The organism is Sulfitobacter sp. 1A15106, assembly GCF_043556995.1.
GTDB lineage: Bacteria > Pseudomonadota > Alphaproteobacteria > Rhodobacterales > Rhodobacteraceae > Sulfitobacter > Sulfitobacter faviae.
The window spans coordinates 278,984-295,901 of record NZ_JBIFFM010000002.1; the positions used below are offsets into that span (position 1 = coordinate 278,984).

Consider the following 16,918-nt stretch of genomic DNA (forward strand, 5'->3'; position numbering starts at 1 on the left):
GAAGACCCAAGCATTCCGTTGATCCCGAAGCACCTCGTGAAAGGAGATACCATGAGCCCGAAAATCACCGTTCTGTTCTACTCCACCTATGGGACAAACCACGCCATCGCCAAAGAAGCCGCCCGCGCCGCCAAAGAGGCAGGCGCCGAGGTCCGCTTGCGCCGCTGCGCCGAGACCGCCCCGCAGGCCGTTGTCGATGGCCAAGACGCGTGGCGCGCGCAGTTGGACAAGATGCAGGACATCCCCGAGGCCAAACCCGAGGACATGGAGTGGGCGGATGGCTATTTCATCTCGGCCCCCACCCGCTTTGGCGTCGCCGCCAGCCAATTCCGCGCCTTCATCGACACGCTGGGGCCACTCTGGCAGTCAGGGGCGCTTGCCAATAAGGCGATCACGGCGACCACTTCGGCCCAGAACCCGCATGGCGGGCAGGAAACGACGCTTCAGTCGATCTATGTCACCGCCATGCACTGGGGCGCGATTATCGTGCCGCCGGGCTATGCCGATGGCATCAAGTTCGAAGATGGCGGCAACCCCTACGGATACTCCTGCGAACCCGGCCCGCTGAGTGAGACTGGCAAGAAATCCGTCGCCTATCAGGCGAAACGTCTGGTCGAATACGCCGCCAAGATCAGCGGGTGATCGCATCCCGCAGCGCCGGGAGGAACCGCTGTTCGTAATCGCTGCCAACCAGCGGCCCGGCAAAGCGGAACAACACCGTGCCGTCCCCGTCGACGATGAAAGTCTCCGGCGGGGCGGTCACGCCCCAGTCGATTGCCACACGCCCCTGCGGATCGAAACCGACCCCGGCGAAGGGGCTTTCTTCGTCTTCGAGATAGGCGGTCGCGTTCTTCTCGGTATCCTTGAAATTGACGCCGATGATGTTCATTCCCTCGGCCTGCATCTCAAGCAGTTTGGGGTGTTCGGCACGGCAAGGCGGGCACCAGCTGGCCCAGAAGTTCACCAAGCTCACTTGCCCTCCCCGCAGCATGTCATCCCTGGCCTGCGGATAGCCGGGCAGCGTGGCTTCGGGCATGGCAGGCGCCTGTAGGCCCACCAGCGTCGAGGGCAGCCCCTCGGGATCGTCGCGGTACATGCCAACGGCGGCCAGTGCGACGAAGGCGGCAAAGATCACCGGTGGCGCGATCATCATGGGCGAGAGTTTAGCCACGGCGTCCGGCCTCCTGCTCTGTCTCTTCCAAAGCCCGGCGCGCTGCGCGACCGCGCCAGAGGGTCAAGCCGATCAGCGCCGCCAGCAGCAGCAGAGATACGGCATAGGCCGAGAGCACCTCGGCCGCGTATTTTCCAAGATCCGGCATCACGCCCCCCTGTTCATCCGCGCCCTAAGCGCCGCCGTACGGCGCAGGCGAATTTCGGTGCCCGTGCGGTAAACCACCAGCGCCAGAAACAGCAGGCCAAAGCCCAGCATCGCCAGAACCAACGGATAAAAGAAGACATCCGCCACACTGCGGTTGCCCGTGGCCACGGGGATCGAGGTGCCTTGGTGCAACCCTTGGTTCCAGAATTGCACCGCATAGCGCGACAGCACCGCAAAGACGGAGCCAACAAGGCAGAGAACCGAGGTCAGATCGGCGGCGGTGTCCGGGTCTTCGACCGCCTGCCACAGCGCGATATAACCCAGATAGAAAAGGAAGAGGATCAGGAAGGACGTGAGCCGCGGATCCCACGCCCACCATGTGCCCCACATCGGCTGGCCCCAGATCGCCCCCGTGACCAGCGCAATCAGCGTCATCACCAGCCCCACGGGGGCCGCGGCCTTGGCCGCCAATGCGCTGACGTGATGCCGGCGGATCAGCCAGATGAGCGAAGCCACCAGCATCATGAACCACGCGTTGATCGCCATCAGGGCGGCGGGCACATGCAGGTAGATGATCTTGACCGTGCTGCCTTGCCGCGCGTCATCAGGCGTGCCGAAAAAGCCCCAAAGCAAGCCCACACTTACGAAAGCCGCCGCCAGCACCCAAAGCGCAGGCTGCACGCGCTGCGAAAGCGCAAGGAATTTGACCGGGTTTGCGTATTGCCAAAGGGACATGCAGACTACCTATCGCGCGGTTGGGTGGTGCTCAATGCACGATTTACCTGGGTCATCGCAACCCCATCCGTAGCACGGCGGCTGCGGCAAATGGCATCAAGGCCACCACGGCCAGCGTCAGCCCCGCCAGCATCAAAAGCGGCGTGGCGGTGTCCAGCCCCGCCGCCCCGCGCCGCGCGACCTCGGCCCCGAAAATCAGCGTCGGGATATAGAGCGGCAGCACGAGTAGCGACAGCAGCAACCCGCCGCGTTTGATCCCCACCGTCAGCGCCGCGCCGAACATGCCGATCACCGACAGCGCGGGCGTGCCGAGCGCCAGCGAGACCAGCAGCCACAGATGCCCCGGCGCTGCGAGCTGCAGCATCACCCCCAGAAAGGGGGCCGCCAGAACCAGCGGCAGCCCGGTGGTCAGCCAATGCGCCAAAGCCTTGACCGCCAGCGCCCCTTCCAGCGGCAACGGGGCGGTCAGCAGCAGCTCCAACGAGCCGTCTTCGAGATCGAGCGCCAGCAGACGATCGAGCGACAGAAGACAGGCCAGAAGCGCCCCGAGCCAAAGCACGCCGGGCGCAATCGCGCGCAGCAGCGTGGCCTCTGGCCCGACGCTGAAGGGCACCAGCATCGTCACGATCAGGAAGAACGCCAAGCCGAGGCCAAAGCCCCCGCCCGCCCGCAGCGCCAAACGCAGGTCTCGCAGCAGCAACGCCTTCATAGAAAGGCCGCATCGCTGGCGCCGAGATCGGCATCGGGGGCCGCGCGATAGGCGCTGATGTCGAGCATCCGCGCCTCCACCCCCAGATCGATATGCGTGGCCATGAGGGCCGATCCACCCGCCGCCAAATGCCCGCGCAGGACAGCGCCGAACAACGCCACCGCGTCCGCGTCGAGCGAGACCGTCGGCTCATCCAACACCCAAATCGGCCGCCCCGTCACCAAGAGCCGCGCCAAGCCCAAACGGCGCTTTTGCCCGGCGGAGAGGGTCGCAGCCAAACGGTCCGCCAAAGGGCGCAGCGCATAGCCATCAAGTGCTGCGGAAATGTCAGTGTTGCCAAAGACCTGCGCCCAAAAGCTCAGGTTCTCGCGTACGGTCAGCATGGATTTCAGCCCATCTGCGTGGGCGGCATAGGCGACACGGTCCTCCGCCCCCTCGATCTGCCCCGTAAGCGGCGCTTGCAGCCCCGCGATACAGCGCAGCAGCGTCGTCTTCCCGGCCCCGTTCGGGCCGCGCAGCACCAAAGCCTCCCCCGCCGCCAGCGCGAAGGATAGGCCCGAGAGCACGGGCACCCCGCCGCGTGCGACGCTAAGGTTACTGACTTGCACTGGCCGCGCCGCTCCGCCCTTAGACCGGCAAGAGAGCCAGCGCGATGCGCCGCCCCTCGCTCAGCAGAATGTTGTAGGTGCGGCAGGCGGCGGGAGAGGACATGACCTCGACCCCCAGCCCGGCCTCTTCCAAGGTCTCACGCAGGTCATCGGGGATATGCGCCACCTCCGACCCGGTGCCGAGGAAGACGACATCCACTTTGCCCGCCAGCGCCAGCACTGGCGCGGGATCGGCCAGACCGCCCCAGCCGGTGATGCCCTCAGGGCCGATCACCTGCGCGCCCTCGACAACCTCTCCGTCGATGCGGAAAAAGCCCGGGCCGTAGCCATCGATCGGTTTGGCGTCGGTATAGGTGATCTCGTTCAATCGCATGTCGCGTCCCTCACAGGCTCAGATATTCCACAGCGGCAGGCCGAGGATAGCCGATGCGGCGATGACGATATAGGCCACCGCGCGAAAAAGCCGCTCTCGCTTTGGGTCAAATAGCCGCGCCCCGATGATATTGGCGATGACATTCGGCACCCCGGCCAAGAGGCCCAGCCACAGCACCGGCCAGACCACCTGCCCCGTCGCCGCGAGCATGGCAAAGAGCATCAGGTCGAGCCCCAGAAGATAGAGCAGGAAATTCGCCCGGATCACAGCAGCGGGCCTGCGGCTTGCCATATAGAGCAGGATCACCGGCGGCCCGGCGATGCCCGCGAAACCGGTCATAAAGCCACCCAGAGCGCCGGTGGCCGTCACCAGCTTCGCGCCAAGCGGCCCGTGATAGCGCCAGCCCGCGAGCAGCAGCGCCAGAAGCCCCAGTACCACGCCCGAGACGATCCAGCCGAACCCTTCGGGTGAGATCAGCGACAGCCCCCAGAGCCCCAGTGGCATCCCGATCAGCACGCCGAGGAGCAGCCGCCCCACTTCGCGGGGCGCGCCTTCGCGCAGGGCATCGGGGAGGTTTGGCAGGGGGCCGATCAATTCGGCAGCGGTGAGAAACAGAATCGCTTCGACCGGAGAAAGCACAGAGGCCGCCACGGGCATGATGATCATGGCGGAGCCGAACCCGGCAAAGCCGCGCACCAACCCCGCCACGATCACGGCCAGCGCAAGCCATGCCACCCCGGGGGTGGCGATGGCCTGCGCCAGCAGGTCAGGCATCAATATTGGCGAATTGCGTGCCCGCGCCCGCGTCGGGCTTAGACCAGTCGCGCTTCACGCCAAGGTAGAGCACCACGTTCTTGGCCACATAGACCGAAGAATAGGTGCCCACGATCACGCCCCATGTGATGGCAAAGACGAAGGCCCGGATCACATCGCCGCCCAAGACCAACAGCGCGATCAGTGCCAGCAGCGTGGTGCCCGACGTCATCAGCGTACGGCTCAGCGTCTCGTTCACGCTGAGGTTCATCACATCGCGCAGAGGACGCTTTTTGTATTTGCGCAGGTTCTCCCGCAGGCGGTCAAAGATCACCACGGTGTCGTTGATCGAATAGCCGATGATGGTCAGGATCGCCGCCACGACCGGCAGATCGAAACGAATCTGCAGGAGCGAGAACAACCCGATGGTCAGCACCACGTCATGGAACAGGGCCACCACCGCGCCGACCGAGAACTGCCATTCGAACCGCAACCAGATGTAGATCAGGATCGCCGCCAGCGCCCCGCCCACGGCAAGGAAGGCGGTCTGGATCAGCTCACCCGAGACCTTCGGCCCCACGGATTCGACGGAGGTGAACTTGATATCGGGGGCGACGCCTTGCAGTGCCGCTTCGATGGTTTCGATCGTGTCGGTGGTCGCCGCCTGCTGCCCTTCTTGGGCCTGCACGCGGATCATCGCCACATGGCGGTCCGCGCCGAAACCGGGGTCGAAGACCTCGGAAATCGTGACGTCGCCCAATTCAAGCGGCGCGAGCGCATCGCGGTATTCGCCCACGTCGACGGCTTGGGTGCTTTCGGTCCGCAGCGTGGTGCCGCCGCGGAAGTCGATGCCAAAGTTCAGCCCCATCACGCCCCAAGCGATCAGGGATAGGACCATCAGCACCACGGAGGCGCCGAAGGTGATCTTGGCATAGCCGAAGAAATCGAAGTTCGTATTGTCGGGTACCAGCTTCAGTCGCATGTCAAACCTCGATTGTCTTGGGACGGCGGCGTTCAAACCAGATCACCACCAGCAAGCGGGTGACGAAGAAGGCGGTGAAAACCGATGTGACGATGCCCAGCCCCAGCGTCACGGCAAAGCCGCGCACCGGGCCAGAGCCGAGAGCGAAGAGGATGACCGCCACGATGAAAGTGGTGATATTGGCATCCAGAATGGCGCTGAGCGCGCGCTCATACCCCAGTGAGATCGCCCGCGCGGCACCCTTGGCGTTGCGCTGCTCTTCGCGGATACGCTCGAGAATCAGCACGTTGGCGTCGACCGCCATGCCGACCGTCAGCACGATCCCGGCGATGCCCGGCAACGTCAGCGTGGCACCGATCAGGCTCAACAGGCCAAAGATCAGCCCGACATTGATGATCAGCGCGATATTGGCGAAGACGCCGAACAGCCCGTAGGACGCCCACATGAAGAACAGCACGGCGACAAAGGCGACCACAGTCGCGATCTTGCCCGCGTCGATGCTGTCTTGGCCCAGTTCCGGCCCGATGGTGCGCTCTTCGACAAAGCTCAGGCCCGCAGGCAGTGCACCTGCGCGCAGCAGCACGGCAAGGTTGGTGCTTTCCTCGACCGAGAAGCGCCCGGTGATGATGCCCGACCCGCCGGGAATATGGCTTTGAATGGTGGGCGCGCTGATGACCTCATCGTCGAGCACGATGGCGAAGGGCGAGCCGATGTTCTCGGCCGTGTAATCGCCGAACTTGCGTGCGCCGGAGGTGTCAAAACGGAAGGACACGGCAGGCGCGCCGTTCTGGTCAAAGCTGGGCTGCGCGTCGACCAATTGCTCACCGGTGACGACGGGGGCGGTCTCGATCGTGTAGAAGACGCCTTCTTCATCCGCCGCGGGCAGGATGGCGTTGCCGATGCCGGGGTTGTCGTTCTCATTCGAGCCGCGGTTGACCACCGGGTTGAAGGTCAGCTGCGCCGTGGTGCCGATGATGGCTTTCAACTCGGCCGCCGAGCCGATGCCGGGCACCTGGATCAGGATACGGTCCGCCCCCTGACGCTGGATCGTCGGCTCACGGGTGCCGACTTCGTCAATGCGGCGGCGCACGATTTCGAGGCTCTGCTGCATGGTGCGTTCGTCGGTCGCCTGTTTTTCGGCATCCGACAGGGTGATGGTGATGATGCCATCGGCCCCGCTCACGTCGATGTCGCTGCCGCCTGCGCCGGTCACGGTGGTGACGGGCCGGGCCAGATCACGGGTGATCTGCAGCGCCTCGGCCATCTTCGACGGATCGTTCAGACGGACCCGCAACTCCCCCGCTGGCGCTTCTTGGCGGCGCACCGGGGTGAGGCTGCGCAGAGCGTCGCGCACCTCGGGCCATTGGGCTTCCATGCGCGAGGCATAGACATCGGCCAGTTGCACCTCGGCCAACAGATGCGCACCGCCGCGCAAATCGAGGCCAAGGTTCACCAGCCCCGAGGGCATCCAATCAGGCCAAAGCGCGCGCTGCGCTTCCAGTTCGGGCGTACTGCCCTGAACCTCGATGGCCGCAACGGCGTCATTGTGCTTTTCGACAGGAGCGTAAAAGGCATTGGGAAGCGCCAGCCAAAGCCCTGCCAAACAGGTCAGGACAATGACAATCCGCTTCCACAGATCAATCTGTAGCATAGTTCCGCCTTTGGGTTGCGGCCTCGGGGTAGGGTTTATTTCGCCGGTTCGGTCTTGGAGACCACGGTGGCGATGGTGGCCTGCACCACGCGAATTTTCACGCCTTCGGCGATTTCCACCTCAAGCTCACCGTCGTCTTTGACCTTGGAGACCTTGCCGATGATGCCGCCTTGGGTCACGACCTGATCGCCCCGGCGCAGACCGGCCACCATGGCCTGATGTTCCTTCGCCTTCTTCTGCTGCGGGCGGATGAGCAGAAAATACATGATCGCGAAGATCAGGATCAGCGGCACGAATTGCTGGATGCCTTCCATGGGGGTCGTCCTTTTCGATGGGTATTGGGCCACAAAATGGGCCTTGAGAATTTGGCCAGAACCTATGCGCGGTGACAGCGGGGTGCAAGGTGGAAAGCCGATGCCACCTGCCCGCCCGCGCGGGGCCAATCGCCGCATGGTTGCGGCCCCTACCCCCGCACCCCACATTAAGGCATAAGGCAGCAAAACCGACTCACCCGATCTTGAGGACAAACCCATGCACGACATCCGCGCCATCCGCGACAATCCCGAGGCTTTTGACGCCGCTCTTGCCCGCCGGGGCGAGGCGGCGATGTCGCAGGCGGTGCTGTCCCTCGATGCCGCGCGCCGCGCCAAGATCGCCGCCGCCGAGACCGCCAAGGCCGAGCAGAACAAGGCCAGCAAGGAAGTCGGTGCCGCTAAGGGCCGTGGTGACGAGGCCGAGTTCGAGCGTCTGCGCGCGCTGGTCAGCGACAAAAAGGCCGAAGTCGCCGCGATGAACGCCGAGGCGCAGGAGTTGGACGCGAAGCTGACCGACATGCTCGCCCGCATCCCCAACAACCCCGCCGAGGACGTGCCTCAAGGCGATGATGAGAACGACAATGTCGAGGTGAAAAGCTGGGGCGACAAGCCCGCCTTCGATTTCAAACCGGTTGAGCATTACGAGATCGCGGGCGTCAAACCCGGCATGGATTTCGAGACCGCCGCCAAGACTTCGGGCGCGCGTTTCGTCATGCTGAAAGGTGCCGTGGCGCGGGTGCACCGCGCGCTGGCGCAGTTCATGATCGACACTCATGTGGATGAAAACGGGCTGACGGAGGTAAACTCCCCCGTGCTGGTGCGCGACGAGGCGATGTATGGCACCGACAAACTGCCGAAGTTCGGCGAGGACAGCTATCAGACAACGGATGGCTGGTGGCTGGTGCCCACTTCCGAAGTGCCGCTGACCTATTCGGTGGGCGGCGACACGCTGGAGGAAAGCGCCCTGCCGATCCGTCTTACCGCGCACACGCTCTGCTTCCGTTCCGAAGCCGGAAGCGCGGGCCGCGACACCGCCGGTATGCTGCGTCAACACCAGTTCGAGAAGGTCGAGATGGTCTCAATCACGCACCCGGATGAGAGCGACGCCGAACAGCAGCGAATGGTCGCCTGCGCCGAAGGCATTCTCGAAAAGCTCGGCGTGCCCTACCGGACGGTGATCCTCTGCACCGGCGACATGGGGTTCGGCGCGCGGCGGACCTATGACATCGAGGCTTGGGTGCCGGGGCAGGATTGCTACCGCGAGATCTCCTCGGTCTCCACCACCGGCGATTTTCAGGCGCGGCGCATGAACGCGCGGTTCAAGCCCGAAGGCGGTGGCAAGCCGCAGTTCGTGCATACGCTGAATGGCTCGGGGCTGGCGGTTGGGCGTTGCCTGATCGCGGTGCTGGAAAATGGCCAGCAGGCGGATGGCTCGGTGAAACTGCCCGAGGCGCTTGCGCCCTATCTGGGGGGGAAGACGACCCTCACTGCGGAAGGTGTGCTCGCCTAAGGGTGAGCCACCGCTAGGCCCGATCCGCGCCGCAGGGGTCGGGCCATCGCCTGCCCGCCCCGTCAAGCCGGGGCGTGCCAGATTATGTTGGGCGCAGCTTTGGTGCGACCGAATAGGCCCTGGCCCTTGGTTGCCGTGGCGCGCGGTCGCTCTAGGATTAGCTGTACCGCAACTGCTAATCCCGCGAGGCCGACCTTGCCCAAATCCTCCCGCACTCTGATCGCCGTGCTTGCGCTGCTGCTCAGCATCGCCTTCGCGATCTCGCCCTTTTTCGTTCCCAGCTTCTCGGGCTTCGATCCGAACCAATTCCCCATTCCGCAGGACAACCCGCCCGCACAGCCTGCGGGCTATGCCTTTTCCATCTGGGGGGTGATTTACCTGTGGCTGATCGCGGGCCTTGGTTATGGCCTGCTGCGCGCGCCGCGGGATGGGCAGTGGCATGACATGCGCGTGCCGCTCTGCCTGTCGCTCGCCGTGGGGACCACATGGCTCGCCGTGGCCACCATGAGCCCGGTCTGGGCGGCGATACTGATCTGGATCATGCTGATCACCGCGCTCATCGCCCTGTTCCTCGCCCCGGTCGAAGACCCGCTCTGGGCCGCCGCCCCGGTGGGGCTCTACGCAGGCTGGCTCTCTGCCGCTTCCTGCGTGTCGCTGGCGCTGCTGGCCGCAGGATACGGCTATTTGGAAGAGCAGACAGCGGCGGTGGTCTTTGTCGGACTGGCGATTGCAATCGGCGCCATCGTCCAGACCGCTCTGGGGCGGACACCGACCTATGGCATCGCGGTGATCTGGGGGCTGGTGGGCGTGGTCGTGACCAATTGGGGCGAGACGCCCTTGGTCGCCTATCTGGCGCTCGGGGGCAGCGTCATCGTGGCGCTGCCCACCGTCAGGGCGTTTCGGCGCGGCTGAGCGCGCTTAGTCCTTGCGGCGACCGTCGGTGTGCTTGCGCAGCTTCGACGGCGCCGCTTTCTTGCGGTTCTTATAGGGGTTGGCGTCGGACTGGCCGCGCATCCACAGACGGATCGGCGTGCCGGGCATGTCGAAATCCAACCGCAACCCGTTGACCAGATAGCGCGTATAGCTGTCCGGCACCTTGTCGGGGTGGCTGCACATCACCACGAAGCCCGGCGGGCGGGTCTTGGCTTGGGTCATATAGCGCAGTTTGATCCGCTTGCCCTGCGGCGCGGGGGGCGGATGCGCCTCCATCATGCCCGAGAGCCAGCGGTTCAGTTGTGCCGTGGTGACCCGGCGGTTCCAGACCTCATAGGCCCGCATGATCGCGGCCTGAAGCCGGTCGAGGCCCCTGCCCGTCTTGGCCGAGACGGTGATCAGCGGCGCGCCGCGCAGCTGTGGCAGCAGCCGCTCAAAGCTCTCCTTGAGATCGCGCAGTTTCTCCTGCCGGTTCTCTTCGATGTCCCATTTGTTCACGGCGACGACCACGGCACGGCCCTCACGCTCGGCCAGATCGGCGATGCGCAGGTCTTGCTGCTCGAACGGGATTTCGGCGTCGAGCAGAAGCACCACAACCTCGGCGAATTTCACCGCGCGCAGACCGTCGCTAACGCTGAGCTTTTCCAGCTTCTCCTGAACCTTGGCCTTTTTGCGCATCCCGGCGGTGTCGAAAATGCGCATCGGCACTGGCTCACCATCCGGCCCGGCCCATTCGGTGGTCAGCGAGATCGCATCGCGGGTGATCCCAGCCTCTGGGCCGGTCAGCAGACGGTCCTCACCCAGAATCTGGTTGATCAGCGTCGACTTGCCCGCATTGGGGCGGCCCACCACGGCGACCTGTAAGGGCTTGGAGCGGGTCGGCATCGGCAAGGATTCGGCTTCGAGATCGGCGTCATCCTCGGGCAGGTCCACATCCGTCTCGGGCGCGTCTTGGGTGGCATGTTCGGCATATTCATCGGCCAGCGGCATCAGCGCGGTGTAAAGATCGGTCAGCCCCTCGCCATGTTCGGCGGACATGCGAATGGGCTCGCCCAGACCCAGCGAATAGGCCTCGATCATTCCGGCGTCGGCGGCCTTGCCCTCCCCCTTGTTGCCGGCGAGAATCACATGGGCGGATTTCTTGCGCAGGATCTCGGCAAAGACCATGTCAGAGGGGGTCACGCCGACGCGCGCGTCGATCATGAAGAGGCAGACATCGGCCATGTCCACCGCACGTTCGGTCAGGCGGCGCATCCGGCCTTGCAGGCTGTCGTCGGTGACCTCTTCCAGCCCCGCGGTGTCGATCACGGTAAAGCGCAGGTCGGCAAGCTTGGCCGCGCCTTCGCGCAGGTCGCGGGTCACGCCGGGCTGGTCATCGACCAGCGCAAGGCGTTTGCCGACAAGGCGGTTGAACAGCGTGGATTTCCCGACATTGGGACGGCCCACGATGGCGAGGGTAAAGGACATAATTCAGGCTCCGGGCCCCGGTTGGGCCAGTTCAGACACGCGCCTTAGCCTATTTGCGGCCTAACGGAAAGCGTGCAATTGCCCCTTGGTGGAGACGACATATAGCGTGCCGCCCGCCACGACGGGGGCGGTGGTCGCCCCGCCGGGGATTTGGGTGGTGCCGGTCAGCCCGCCGCTTACGGGGTCAAAGCTGCGCAGCACCCCGTCGTTCGAGGCCACGATCACGCGCCCCCCGGCGATGATCGGGCCATAATGGGCCACCACTTCGGATTGTTTCTTGGGCTTGTCCTTGACGAAATTCGGCAGCGGCGTGCCCCAGATGCGGCGCCCCGTGCTGGCGTCGAGCCGCACGAGTTCATTCAGGTCAGTCACCGCAAAGACAGAATCGCCCGCAGGCCAGACCGGACCGATCGCCCCGTCGCGCGCGACCCATTTGCGGTCGCCGCTGTTGACGTCGAGTGCGGCCAGACGGCCCGAATGATTGCCCACATAGACGGTCCCGTTCGAGACCACAGGCGCGCTTGTCACATCGCCCACAAAGCTCAGCGCGCGGCCCGGACGTTTGCCCAGAACAGAGGTCGACCACCGCTCAAGCCCGCCCTGGCGGAACAGCCCCTGCACCTCGCCCGAGCCGAAGGCAAAGATCGCCAGATCGCTGGTGACGGCGGGCGCAGGCGCGCCCAAAACGTTGCTAAGGCTGGTGACCGCACCGGTTTGCCACTGGATGCGGCCAGTCGCCTTGTCGAGCGCCCAGCCGGTATCGTCGCCCGCCGTGAGATAGACCAGATCGCCCGAGACGGTCGGCGTGCCTGACCCGGTGGCGTCAAGGTCTTGGGTCCAGCGCACGCCGCCCGTCGTCACGTCGAGCGCGGCCAAAACGCCAAAGCCCACGGAGACATAGAGCGTTTCCCCATCCACGGCGAGGCCACCACCGGTGGCTTGGCCTTCGCGGTCGGATGCCGGGGTGAGGTCACGGGTCCAGAGCGTTTGGCCTGAGGTCGAGGTCGCGGTGACCTGCGCCCCGGCGTCGAGCGTAAAGACACGCCCGCCCGCCACCACCGGATCGGCGGTGATACGTTGTTTGCGGCTGTCGCCCGCGCCGATATCGGCGCTCCAGACCGGCTGCAAGGCGGTCCGCAGCGCGGGATGGCTGATGCGGGTCGCGGCGGTGCCGATGCTATGGGTCCAATTGGCGTTGTTCACCGTGCCGCCCAGAGCGATGGCGCGGCTGGTATTCTCTGGCACGGGGCCGGTGGCGGCGTCAAAGGCAGGGTCTTGCACGCCGGGATTTTGCAGCACCGCGCGCACGTCTTCGCGTTTGCCCGGCAGATAGGTCTGCTCATCCGCGCAGGCCGTCAGCAACAGCGCGGCACCAATGGCCCCCGCCACGCCCAGACCCCGCAGACCCGCATAGCCGGGTTCGGTTTCGCGATGCTTCGTCATGGACCTGCTCACTTTCTGTCTTTCCTCAACCTTCACGCCCCCGCCGTTTTTGGCGGGTGGATATGTGTCAGTCACCCGTTGCTTCGGGGATCTCCAGCGCGGCCTCTGCGGCGGCGCTCTCGTCACCCGGTTCTTCACCCAAGGCCACAATCACCTGAAGGGCGCGTTGTTGCAAGTCCGGGGTGGTTTCCGCATCGGAGAGAATGGACTGATAGCGCGCCACAGCCTTGTCGGTCTCCCCCTCTTGAATGTCGATCAGCGCCAGTTGCTCTTCTGCCAACAGGCGCAGCGGGGCACCGGGCTGGGCCAGCTCTTCGAGCGCCTGACGCCGCTCAGCCACGGGCACCGATTGGCCCTGAAGGGTCACGATCTTGAACTGCGCCAAGGCCCGGTAGATCGGCGCGAGATCACCGTCGAGCGCCACGGCATCAAGCTGCTCCACAGCGGCATCGGTCTCACCCGCTTCGGCCATCGCATCGGCACGCATGAAATTCAGCACGGCGCGGGCCCCGGGGCCATCGGCCTCGATCGGGGCGAGCACTTCGGCGCGGGCGTTGCTGGCATCCGCTTCGAGCGCGGCAAGCATCGCATCCCCCAGAGCTTCGGCCTCGGCCCGCTCCTGTGCTTTGCTGTATTCGTTCCACGCCGCCCCGCCGACGATGGCCACCACGGCCAGCACGGCGATCCAACCATAGCGGCGCAGGTAGCCGTATAGCCGGTCGCGGCGGACCTCTTCGTTCACTTCGTCAATAAAACTGTCGGTATCGCTCATCGCGCCCTGCCCCCGGCCTGATTTTGCCCCTCTTACCGCGCGTGGCCAGCCAAGCCAAGACCCAGCGAACCGCAGCGCCTTTTCGCCGAAGGCTTGGCCCGGGGGCGCGTCACGCTAGGTCAGGGGCAGAATGCAGCGAAAGGAGACGATGATGAAAGCGATTGCACTGGCAGCAGGTGTCGTGATGGCGGCCATGCCCGCTTTGGCGCAGGATTTGGTGGCCAAGGTCTCACCCCATGATGTGCCGACGACGATGGACCGACTGGAAAGCGCGGTCGAGGCAGCGGGGGCCGAGGTCTTTGCCCGGGTCGATCACGCCGCCGGGGCCGAAAAGGCCGAGATGGAATTGCGCCCGACGCAGCTTTTGATCTTTGGCAACCCAAAGCTCGGCACCCCCGCGATGCAGGATGCCCAGACCGCCGGGCTGGACCTGCCGATGCGGGTGCTGGTCTACGCCGATGGCGAAGGTGCCGTGCATGTGACCTATGCCGCGCCTGAAACGCTGGTCACCGCCCACGGCCTGCCCGAAGAGGCGGAATATCTCACCAAGATGACCAAGGCGCTGGACAACCTCACCGCCAAGGCGATCGGCGAGGAATAACGCCCTCTCCCCGCCCGGCCTCTTAGGGTTTGGGCGGGGTGTTCTGCGCCTTGATCAGGTTTTCCAGATCGGTCAACCGCGACATGACCTCATCTCGGTAGGTGTTGGTCTGCTCGTTGCTTTCCTCATGATGCGCGTCTTGCATCGAGTTCACGATCAGACCGACTAACAGGTTCACCACCGCGAAGGTGGTGACCATGATGAAGGGCACGAAGAACATCCAGGCATAGGGATAGACCTCCATCACCGGGCGCACGATGCCCATGGACCACGACTCGAGCGTCATGATCTGAAACAGCGAATAGCCCGACTGGCCCAGCGTGCCAAACCACTGCTGGAAATCCGCGCCAAAAAGTTTGGTGGCCATGACGGAGGCGATGTAAAAGATCACCCCCATCAGCAGAAAGACCGAGCCCATGCCGGGCAGCGCGTTGACCAACCCTTCGACCACGCGGCGTAGCGAGGGCGCGACCGAGACGACGCGCAAGAGCCGCAGGATGCGCAGGGCGCGCAGAACGCTCAGCCCTTGGGTGGCCGGGATCAGCGAGATGGCGACGATGACGAAGTCAAAGATGCTCCACCCGCGTTTGAAGAAATCAAGCCCGCGCCCGAAAAGCTTGATCGCGATTTCGATGACGAAGATGGCCAGACAAATACGATCTAGCAGCAGGATCAGCGGCCCGGCCTGCGCCATCACCTCGTCCGAGGTTTCAAGCCCCAAGATCACGGCGTTAAAGAGAATCACGCCCAGAATGAAATTCTGGAACGAAGGGCGGTCGGCCAGCCGGGCTGCGCGGGCGCGCAGCGAGGTCTGCGAGGGGGTCGAAAGATCGGTCATGGCGGTAGATATCATGCGCCGCCCCGCACAGTGCAAGAGCAGATCGCCCGCAAATGCCCCCCTCGGCGGCAATGCCCCGCCTGCCTGCCGAAACAGAGGGCGGGGCCAGCTTCTCCGTCTACTCTTCTTCCGCCTGTTGGCGCTGCCAAAGCTGGGCATAGCGCCCACCTTGGGCGAGCAGCACCTCATGGCTGCCCTGTTCGATGATCTCGCCCTTCTCCAACACGACGATGCGGTCGGCCTCGGCGATGGTCGAGAGGCGGTGGGCGATGGTCAGCACCGTACGCCCTTGGCCCGCGCGGCGCAGCGCGTCTTGGATCTCATGCTCCGTCTCGCTGTCGAGCGCGCTTGTGGCCTCATCCAACAGCAGGATCGGCGGATCTTTCAGCAGGGTCCGCGCGATGCCCACGCGCTGTTTCTCGCCGCCCGACAGTTTCAGGCCCCGCTCGCCCACCGTGGTCTTATACCCCTGCGGCAGCGCCATGATGAAATCATGGATCTGTGCTGCGCGCGCGGCGTCCTCGACCTCCTCCTGCGTGGCACCATCGCGTCCATAGGCAATGTTGTAGCCGATGGTGTCGTTAAACAGCACCGTGTCCTGCGGCACGACGCCAATCGCCATATGCAGCGAATGCTGCGTCACATCGCGCACGTCCTGCCCGTCGATCTTCAGCGCCCCGCCCGCGACATCGTAGAAGCGGAACAGCAGCCGCCCGATGGTGGATTTGCCCGAGCCGGTCGAGCCGACGATCGCCACCGTCTCTCCCGGACGCGCTTCAAGCGAGATGCCTTTGAGGATTTCGCGGTCGGTGTCATAGGCGAAACGCACGTTCTCAAGCGTCACATGGCCGCCGGTGACCTTGAGGTCCGGCGCGTTTGGCTTGTCGTCAATCTCAGCCGGTTGTTCGAGCAGGCCGAACATCTGCCCCATGTCCACCAGCGCCTGACGGATCTCGCGGTAAACGGTGCCAAGGAAGTTCAGCGGTACGGTCAGCTGGATCATGTAGGAGTTCACCATGACGAAGTCGCCGACGCTCAGCTCGCCGCTTTGCACGCCCATCGCCGCCATGACCATGACCCCCACGAGCCCCGCGGTGATGATCAGAGCTTGGCCAAAGTTCAGGAAGGCCAGCGAATAGTTTGTCTTGATCGCCGCGTTCTCATAATCGGCCATCGCCAAATCATAGCGCGCGGCCTCACGCCCCTCGGCGCCGAAGTATTTCACCGTTTCATAGTTCAGCAGACTGTCGATCGCCTTTTGGTTGGCGTCGGTGTCGCTGTCGTTCATCTGCCGCCGCAGGCGCACGCGCCATTCGGTGACGGCAAAGGTGAACCAGACGTAGAGCGCAATGGTCACCGCCACGACCGCCAGATACCAGACGTCGAAGAGCACGGCGAGGATCACGCCCACGAGGATCAGCTCAAGGATCAGCGGCCCGATGGAGAAGAGCAGGAAGCGCAGCAAAAAGTCGACACCTTTGACCCCCCGCTCGATGATCCGGCTGAGGCCCCCGGTCTTGCGGGTGATGTGATAGCGCATCGAGAGTTTGTGGATGTGCTGAAAGGTCTCAAGCGCCAGCATCCGCAGGGCGCGCTGCCCGACGCGAGCAAACACCGCATCGCGGATCTGTTGAAAGCCCACCCCCATCAGCCGCGCCATGCCGTAAGCCACGGTCAGACCAATCGCGCCAAGCGCCAGCATCGGCGCCCCCTCGCCCGCCAGCGCATCCACCGCGTCGCGGTAGAAGAACGGCGTGGCGACGATGATCAGCTTCGACACCAGCAGCGCCAGCATGGCCAGAACCACCCGGCGTTTCACCCATGGCATATCCTTGGGCCAGAGGTAGGGCGCGACCTTGCGCAGCACCAGAAAGCCCGACTGCCGCTCGGCGGCGTCGATCATCTCGGCCT

General features: G+C 64.6%; 19 protein-coding genes. 4 read left to right on the top strand and 15 right to left on the bottom strand.

Translation table 11 applies throughout. The features are described from left to right. Positions 1 to 51: 51 nt before the first annotated feature. Positions 52 to 642, top strand: a complete 591-nt coding sequence (locus ACGYKA_RS03955; RefSeq protein WP_394413333.1) for an NAD(P)H-dependent oxidoreductase — start codon at positions 52 to 54, stop codon at positions 640 to 642. Here the strand turns inward: ACGYKA_RS03955 and ACGYKA_RS03960 are convergent. Genes ACGYKA_RS03960 through yajC form a run of 10 tightly spaced genes read right to left on the bottom strand, consistent with a single transcriptional unit; the run spans position 632 to position 7,443 of the window. Continuing rightward, positions 632 to 1,150 (bottom strand): DsbE family thiol:disulfide interchange protein, encoded by a 519-nt coding sequence (locus ACGYKA_RS03960; protein WP_394413583.1) that lies wholly within the window; start codon positions 1,148 to 1,150, stop codon positions 632 to 634. The two genes, ACGYKA_RS03955 and ACGYKA_RS03960, sit on opposite strands and share 11 nt — an antisense overlap. 13 nt (positions 1,151 to 1,163) lie before the next feature. Beyond that, on the bottom strand, positions 1,164 to 1,319 hold the full coding sequence (gene ccmD, locus ACGYKA_RS03965) for a heme exporter protein CcmD (RefSeq protein WP_067266382.1): 156 nt from the start codon (positions 1,317 to 1,319) through the stop codon (positions 1,164 to 1,166). Further along, a complete protein-coding gene (gene ccmC / locus ACGYKA_RS03970; RefSeq protein ID WP_067266389.1) occupies positions 1,319 to 2,053 on the bottom strand; it encodes a heme ABC transporter permease CcmC in 735 nt (244 codons plus the stop codon). Before ccmC ends, ccmD begins: the two co-directional genes overlap by 1 nt. A 52-nt stretch (positions 2,054 to 2,105) precedes the next feature. Beyond that, positions 2,106 to 2,762, bottom strand: a complete 657-nt coding sequence (ccmB, locus tag ACGYKA_RS03975) for a heme exporter protein CcmB (protein ID WP_394413336.1) — start codon at positions 2,760 to 2,762, stop codon at positions 2,106 to 2,108. After that, a complete protein-coding gene (gene ccmA, locus ACGYKA_RS03980; RefSeq protein ID WP_394413339.1) occupies positions 2,759 to 3,370 on the bottom strand; it encodes a heme ABC exporter ATP-binding protein CcmA in 612 nt (203 codons plus the stop codon). The genes ccmB and ccmA overlap by 4 nt, the downstream gene beginning before the upstream one ends. Positions 3,371 to 3,389: 19 nt before the next feature. Further along, positions 3,390 to 3,743 carry an Mth938-like domain-containing protein gene (locus tag ACGYKA_RS03985; protein ID WP_067266397.1) on the bottom strand — a complete coding sequence of 118 codons (354 nt, stop codon included), beginning with the start codon at positions 3,741 to 3,743 and terminating at the stop codon, positions 3,390 to 3,392. Positions 3,744 to 3,761: 18 nt separating this feature from the next. After that, positions 3,762 to 4,517 carry a sulfite exporter TauE/SafE family protein gene (locus ACGYKA_RS03990; RefSeq protein WP_394408879.1) on the bottom strand — a complete coding sequence of 252 codons (756 nt, stop codon included), beginning with the start codon at positions 4,515 to 4,517 and terminating at the stop codon, positions 3,762 to 3,764. Beyond that, positions 4,510 to 5,478 carry a protein translocase subunit SecF gene (gene secF / locus ACGYKA_RS03995; protein WP_394413342.1) on the bottom strand — a complete coding sequence of 323 codons (969 nt, stop codon included), beginning with the start codon at positions 5,476 to 5,478 and terminating at the stop codon, positions 4,510 to 4,512. The genes ACGYKA_RS03990 and secF overlap by 8 nt, the downstream gene beginning before the upstream one ends. A gap of 1 nt (position 5,479) precedes the next feature. After that, positions 5,480 to 7,129, bottom strand: coding sequence for a protein translocase subunit SecD (gene secD / locus ACGYKA_RS04000; protein WP_394437994.1), 1,650 nt, complete (start codon positions 7,127 to 7,129; stop codon positions 5,480 to 5,482). A gap of 35 nt (positions 7,130 to 7,164) precedes the next feature. Continuing rightward, on the bottom strand, positions 7,165 to 7,443 hold the full coding sequence (gene yajC, locus ACGYKA_RS04005) for a preprotein translocase subunit YajC (RefSeq protein WP_067627241.1): 279 nt from the start codon (positions 7,441 to 7,443) through the stop codon (positions 7,165 to 7,167). Positions 7,444 to 7,660: 217 nt separating this feature from the next. Here yajC and serS point away from each other — a divergent pair, with 217 nt between their 5' ends. After that, complete coding sequence (gene serS, locus ACGYKA_RS04010) at positions 7,661 to 8,953, top strand: serine--tRNA ligase (RefSeq protein ID WP_394413348.1); 1,293 nt, start codon at positions 7,661 to 7,663, stop codon at positions 8,951 to 8,953. Positions 8,954 to 9,148: 195 nt separating this feature from the next. Continuing rightward, complete coding sequence (locus ACGYKA_RS04015; RefSeq protein ID WP_394413351.1) at positions 9,149 to 9,865, top strand: hypothetical protein; 717 nt, start codon at positions 9,149 to 9,151, stop codon at positions 9,863 to 9,865. Positions 9,866 to 9,871: 6 nt separating this feature from the next. Here ACGYKA_RS04015 and der read toward each other — a convergent pair whose 3' ends face one another. The 3 genes from der to ACGYKA_RS04030 all read right to left on the bottom strand — a co-directional run bounded on the left by der (position 9,872) and on the right by ACGYKA_RS04030 (position 13,568). Then, on the bottom strand, positions 9,872 to 11,353 hold the full coding sequence (gene der / locus ACGYKA_RS04020) for a ribosome biogenesis GTPase Der (RefSeq protein ID WP_394413354.1): 1,482 nt from the start codon (positions 11,351 to 11,353) through the stop codon (positions 9,872 to 9,874). A gap of 60 nt (positions 11,354 to 11,413) precedes the next feature. After that, positions 11,414 to 12,796 carry a PQQ-binding-like beta-propeller repeat protein gene (locus ACGYKA_RS04025; RefSeq protein ID WP_394413357.1) on the bottom strand — a complete coding sequence of 461 codons (1,383 nt, stop codon included), beginning with the start codon at positions 12,794 to 12,796 and terminating at the stop codon, positions 11,414 to 11,416. Positions 12,797 to 12,863: 67 nt separating this feature from the next. After that, entirely contained in the window at positions 12,864 to 13,568 is a 705-nt protein-coding gene (locus tag ACGYKA_RS04030; protein WP_394413360.1) for a hypothetical protein, read from the bottom strand. A gap of 151 nt (positions 13,569 to 13,719) precedes the next feature. Here ACGYKA_RS04030 and ACGYKA_RS04035 point away from each other — a divergent pair, with 151 nt between their 5' ends. Next, positions 13,720 to 14,169 carry a DUF302 domain-containing protein gene (locus tag ACGYKA_RS04035; protein ID WP_271689661.1) on the top strand — a complete coding sequence of 150 codons (450 nt, stop codon included), beginning with the start codon at positions 13,720 to 13,722 and terminating at the stop codon, positions 14,167 to 14,169. Positions 14,170 to 14,191: 22 nt separating this feature from the next. Here the strand turns inward: ACGYKA_RS04035 and ACGYKA_RS04040 are convergent, their stop codons facing one another. Further along, positions 14,192 to 15,022: an ion transporter gene (locus ACGYKA_RS04040; RefSeq protein ID WP_394417625.1), complete on the bottom strand. Its 831-nt coding sequence runs from the start codon at positions 15,020 to 15,022 to the stop codon at positions 14,192 to 14,194. A gap of 103 nt (positions 15,023 to 15,125) precedes the next feature. Next, positions 15,126 to 16,910 carry an ABCB family ABC transporter ATP-binding protein/permease gene (locus ACGYKA_RS04045; protein ID WP_394413586.1) on the bottom strand — a complete coding sequence of 595 codons (1,785 nt, stop codon included), beginning with the start codon at positions 16,908 to 16,910 and terminating at the stop codon, positions 15,126 to 15,128. Positions 16,911 to 16,918: the final 8 nt, after the last annotated feature.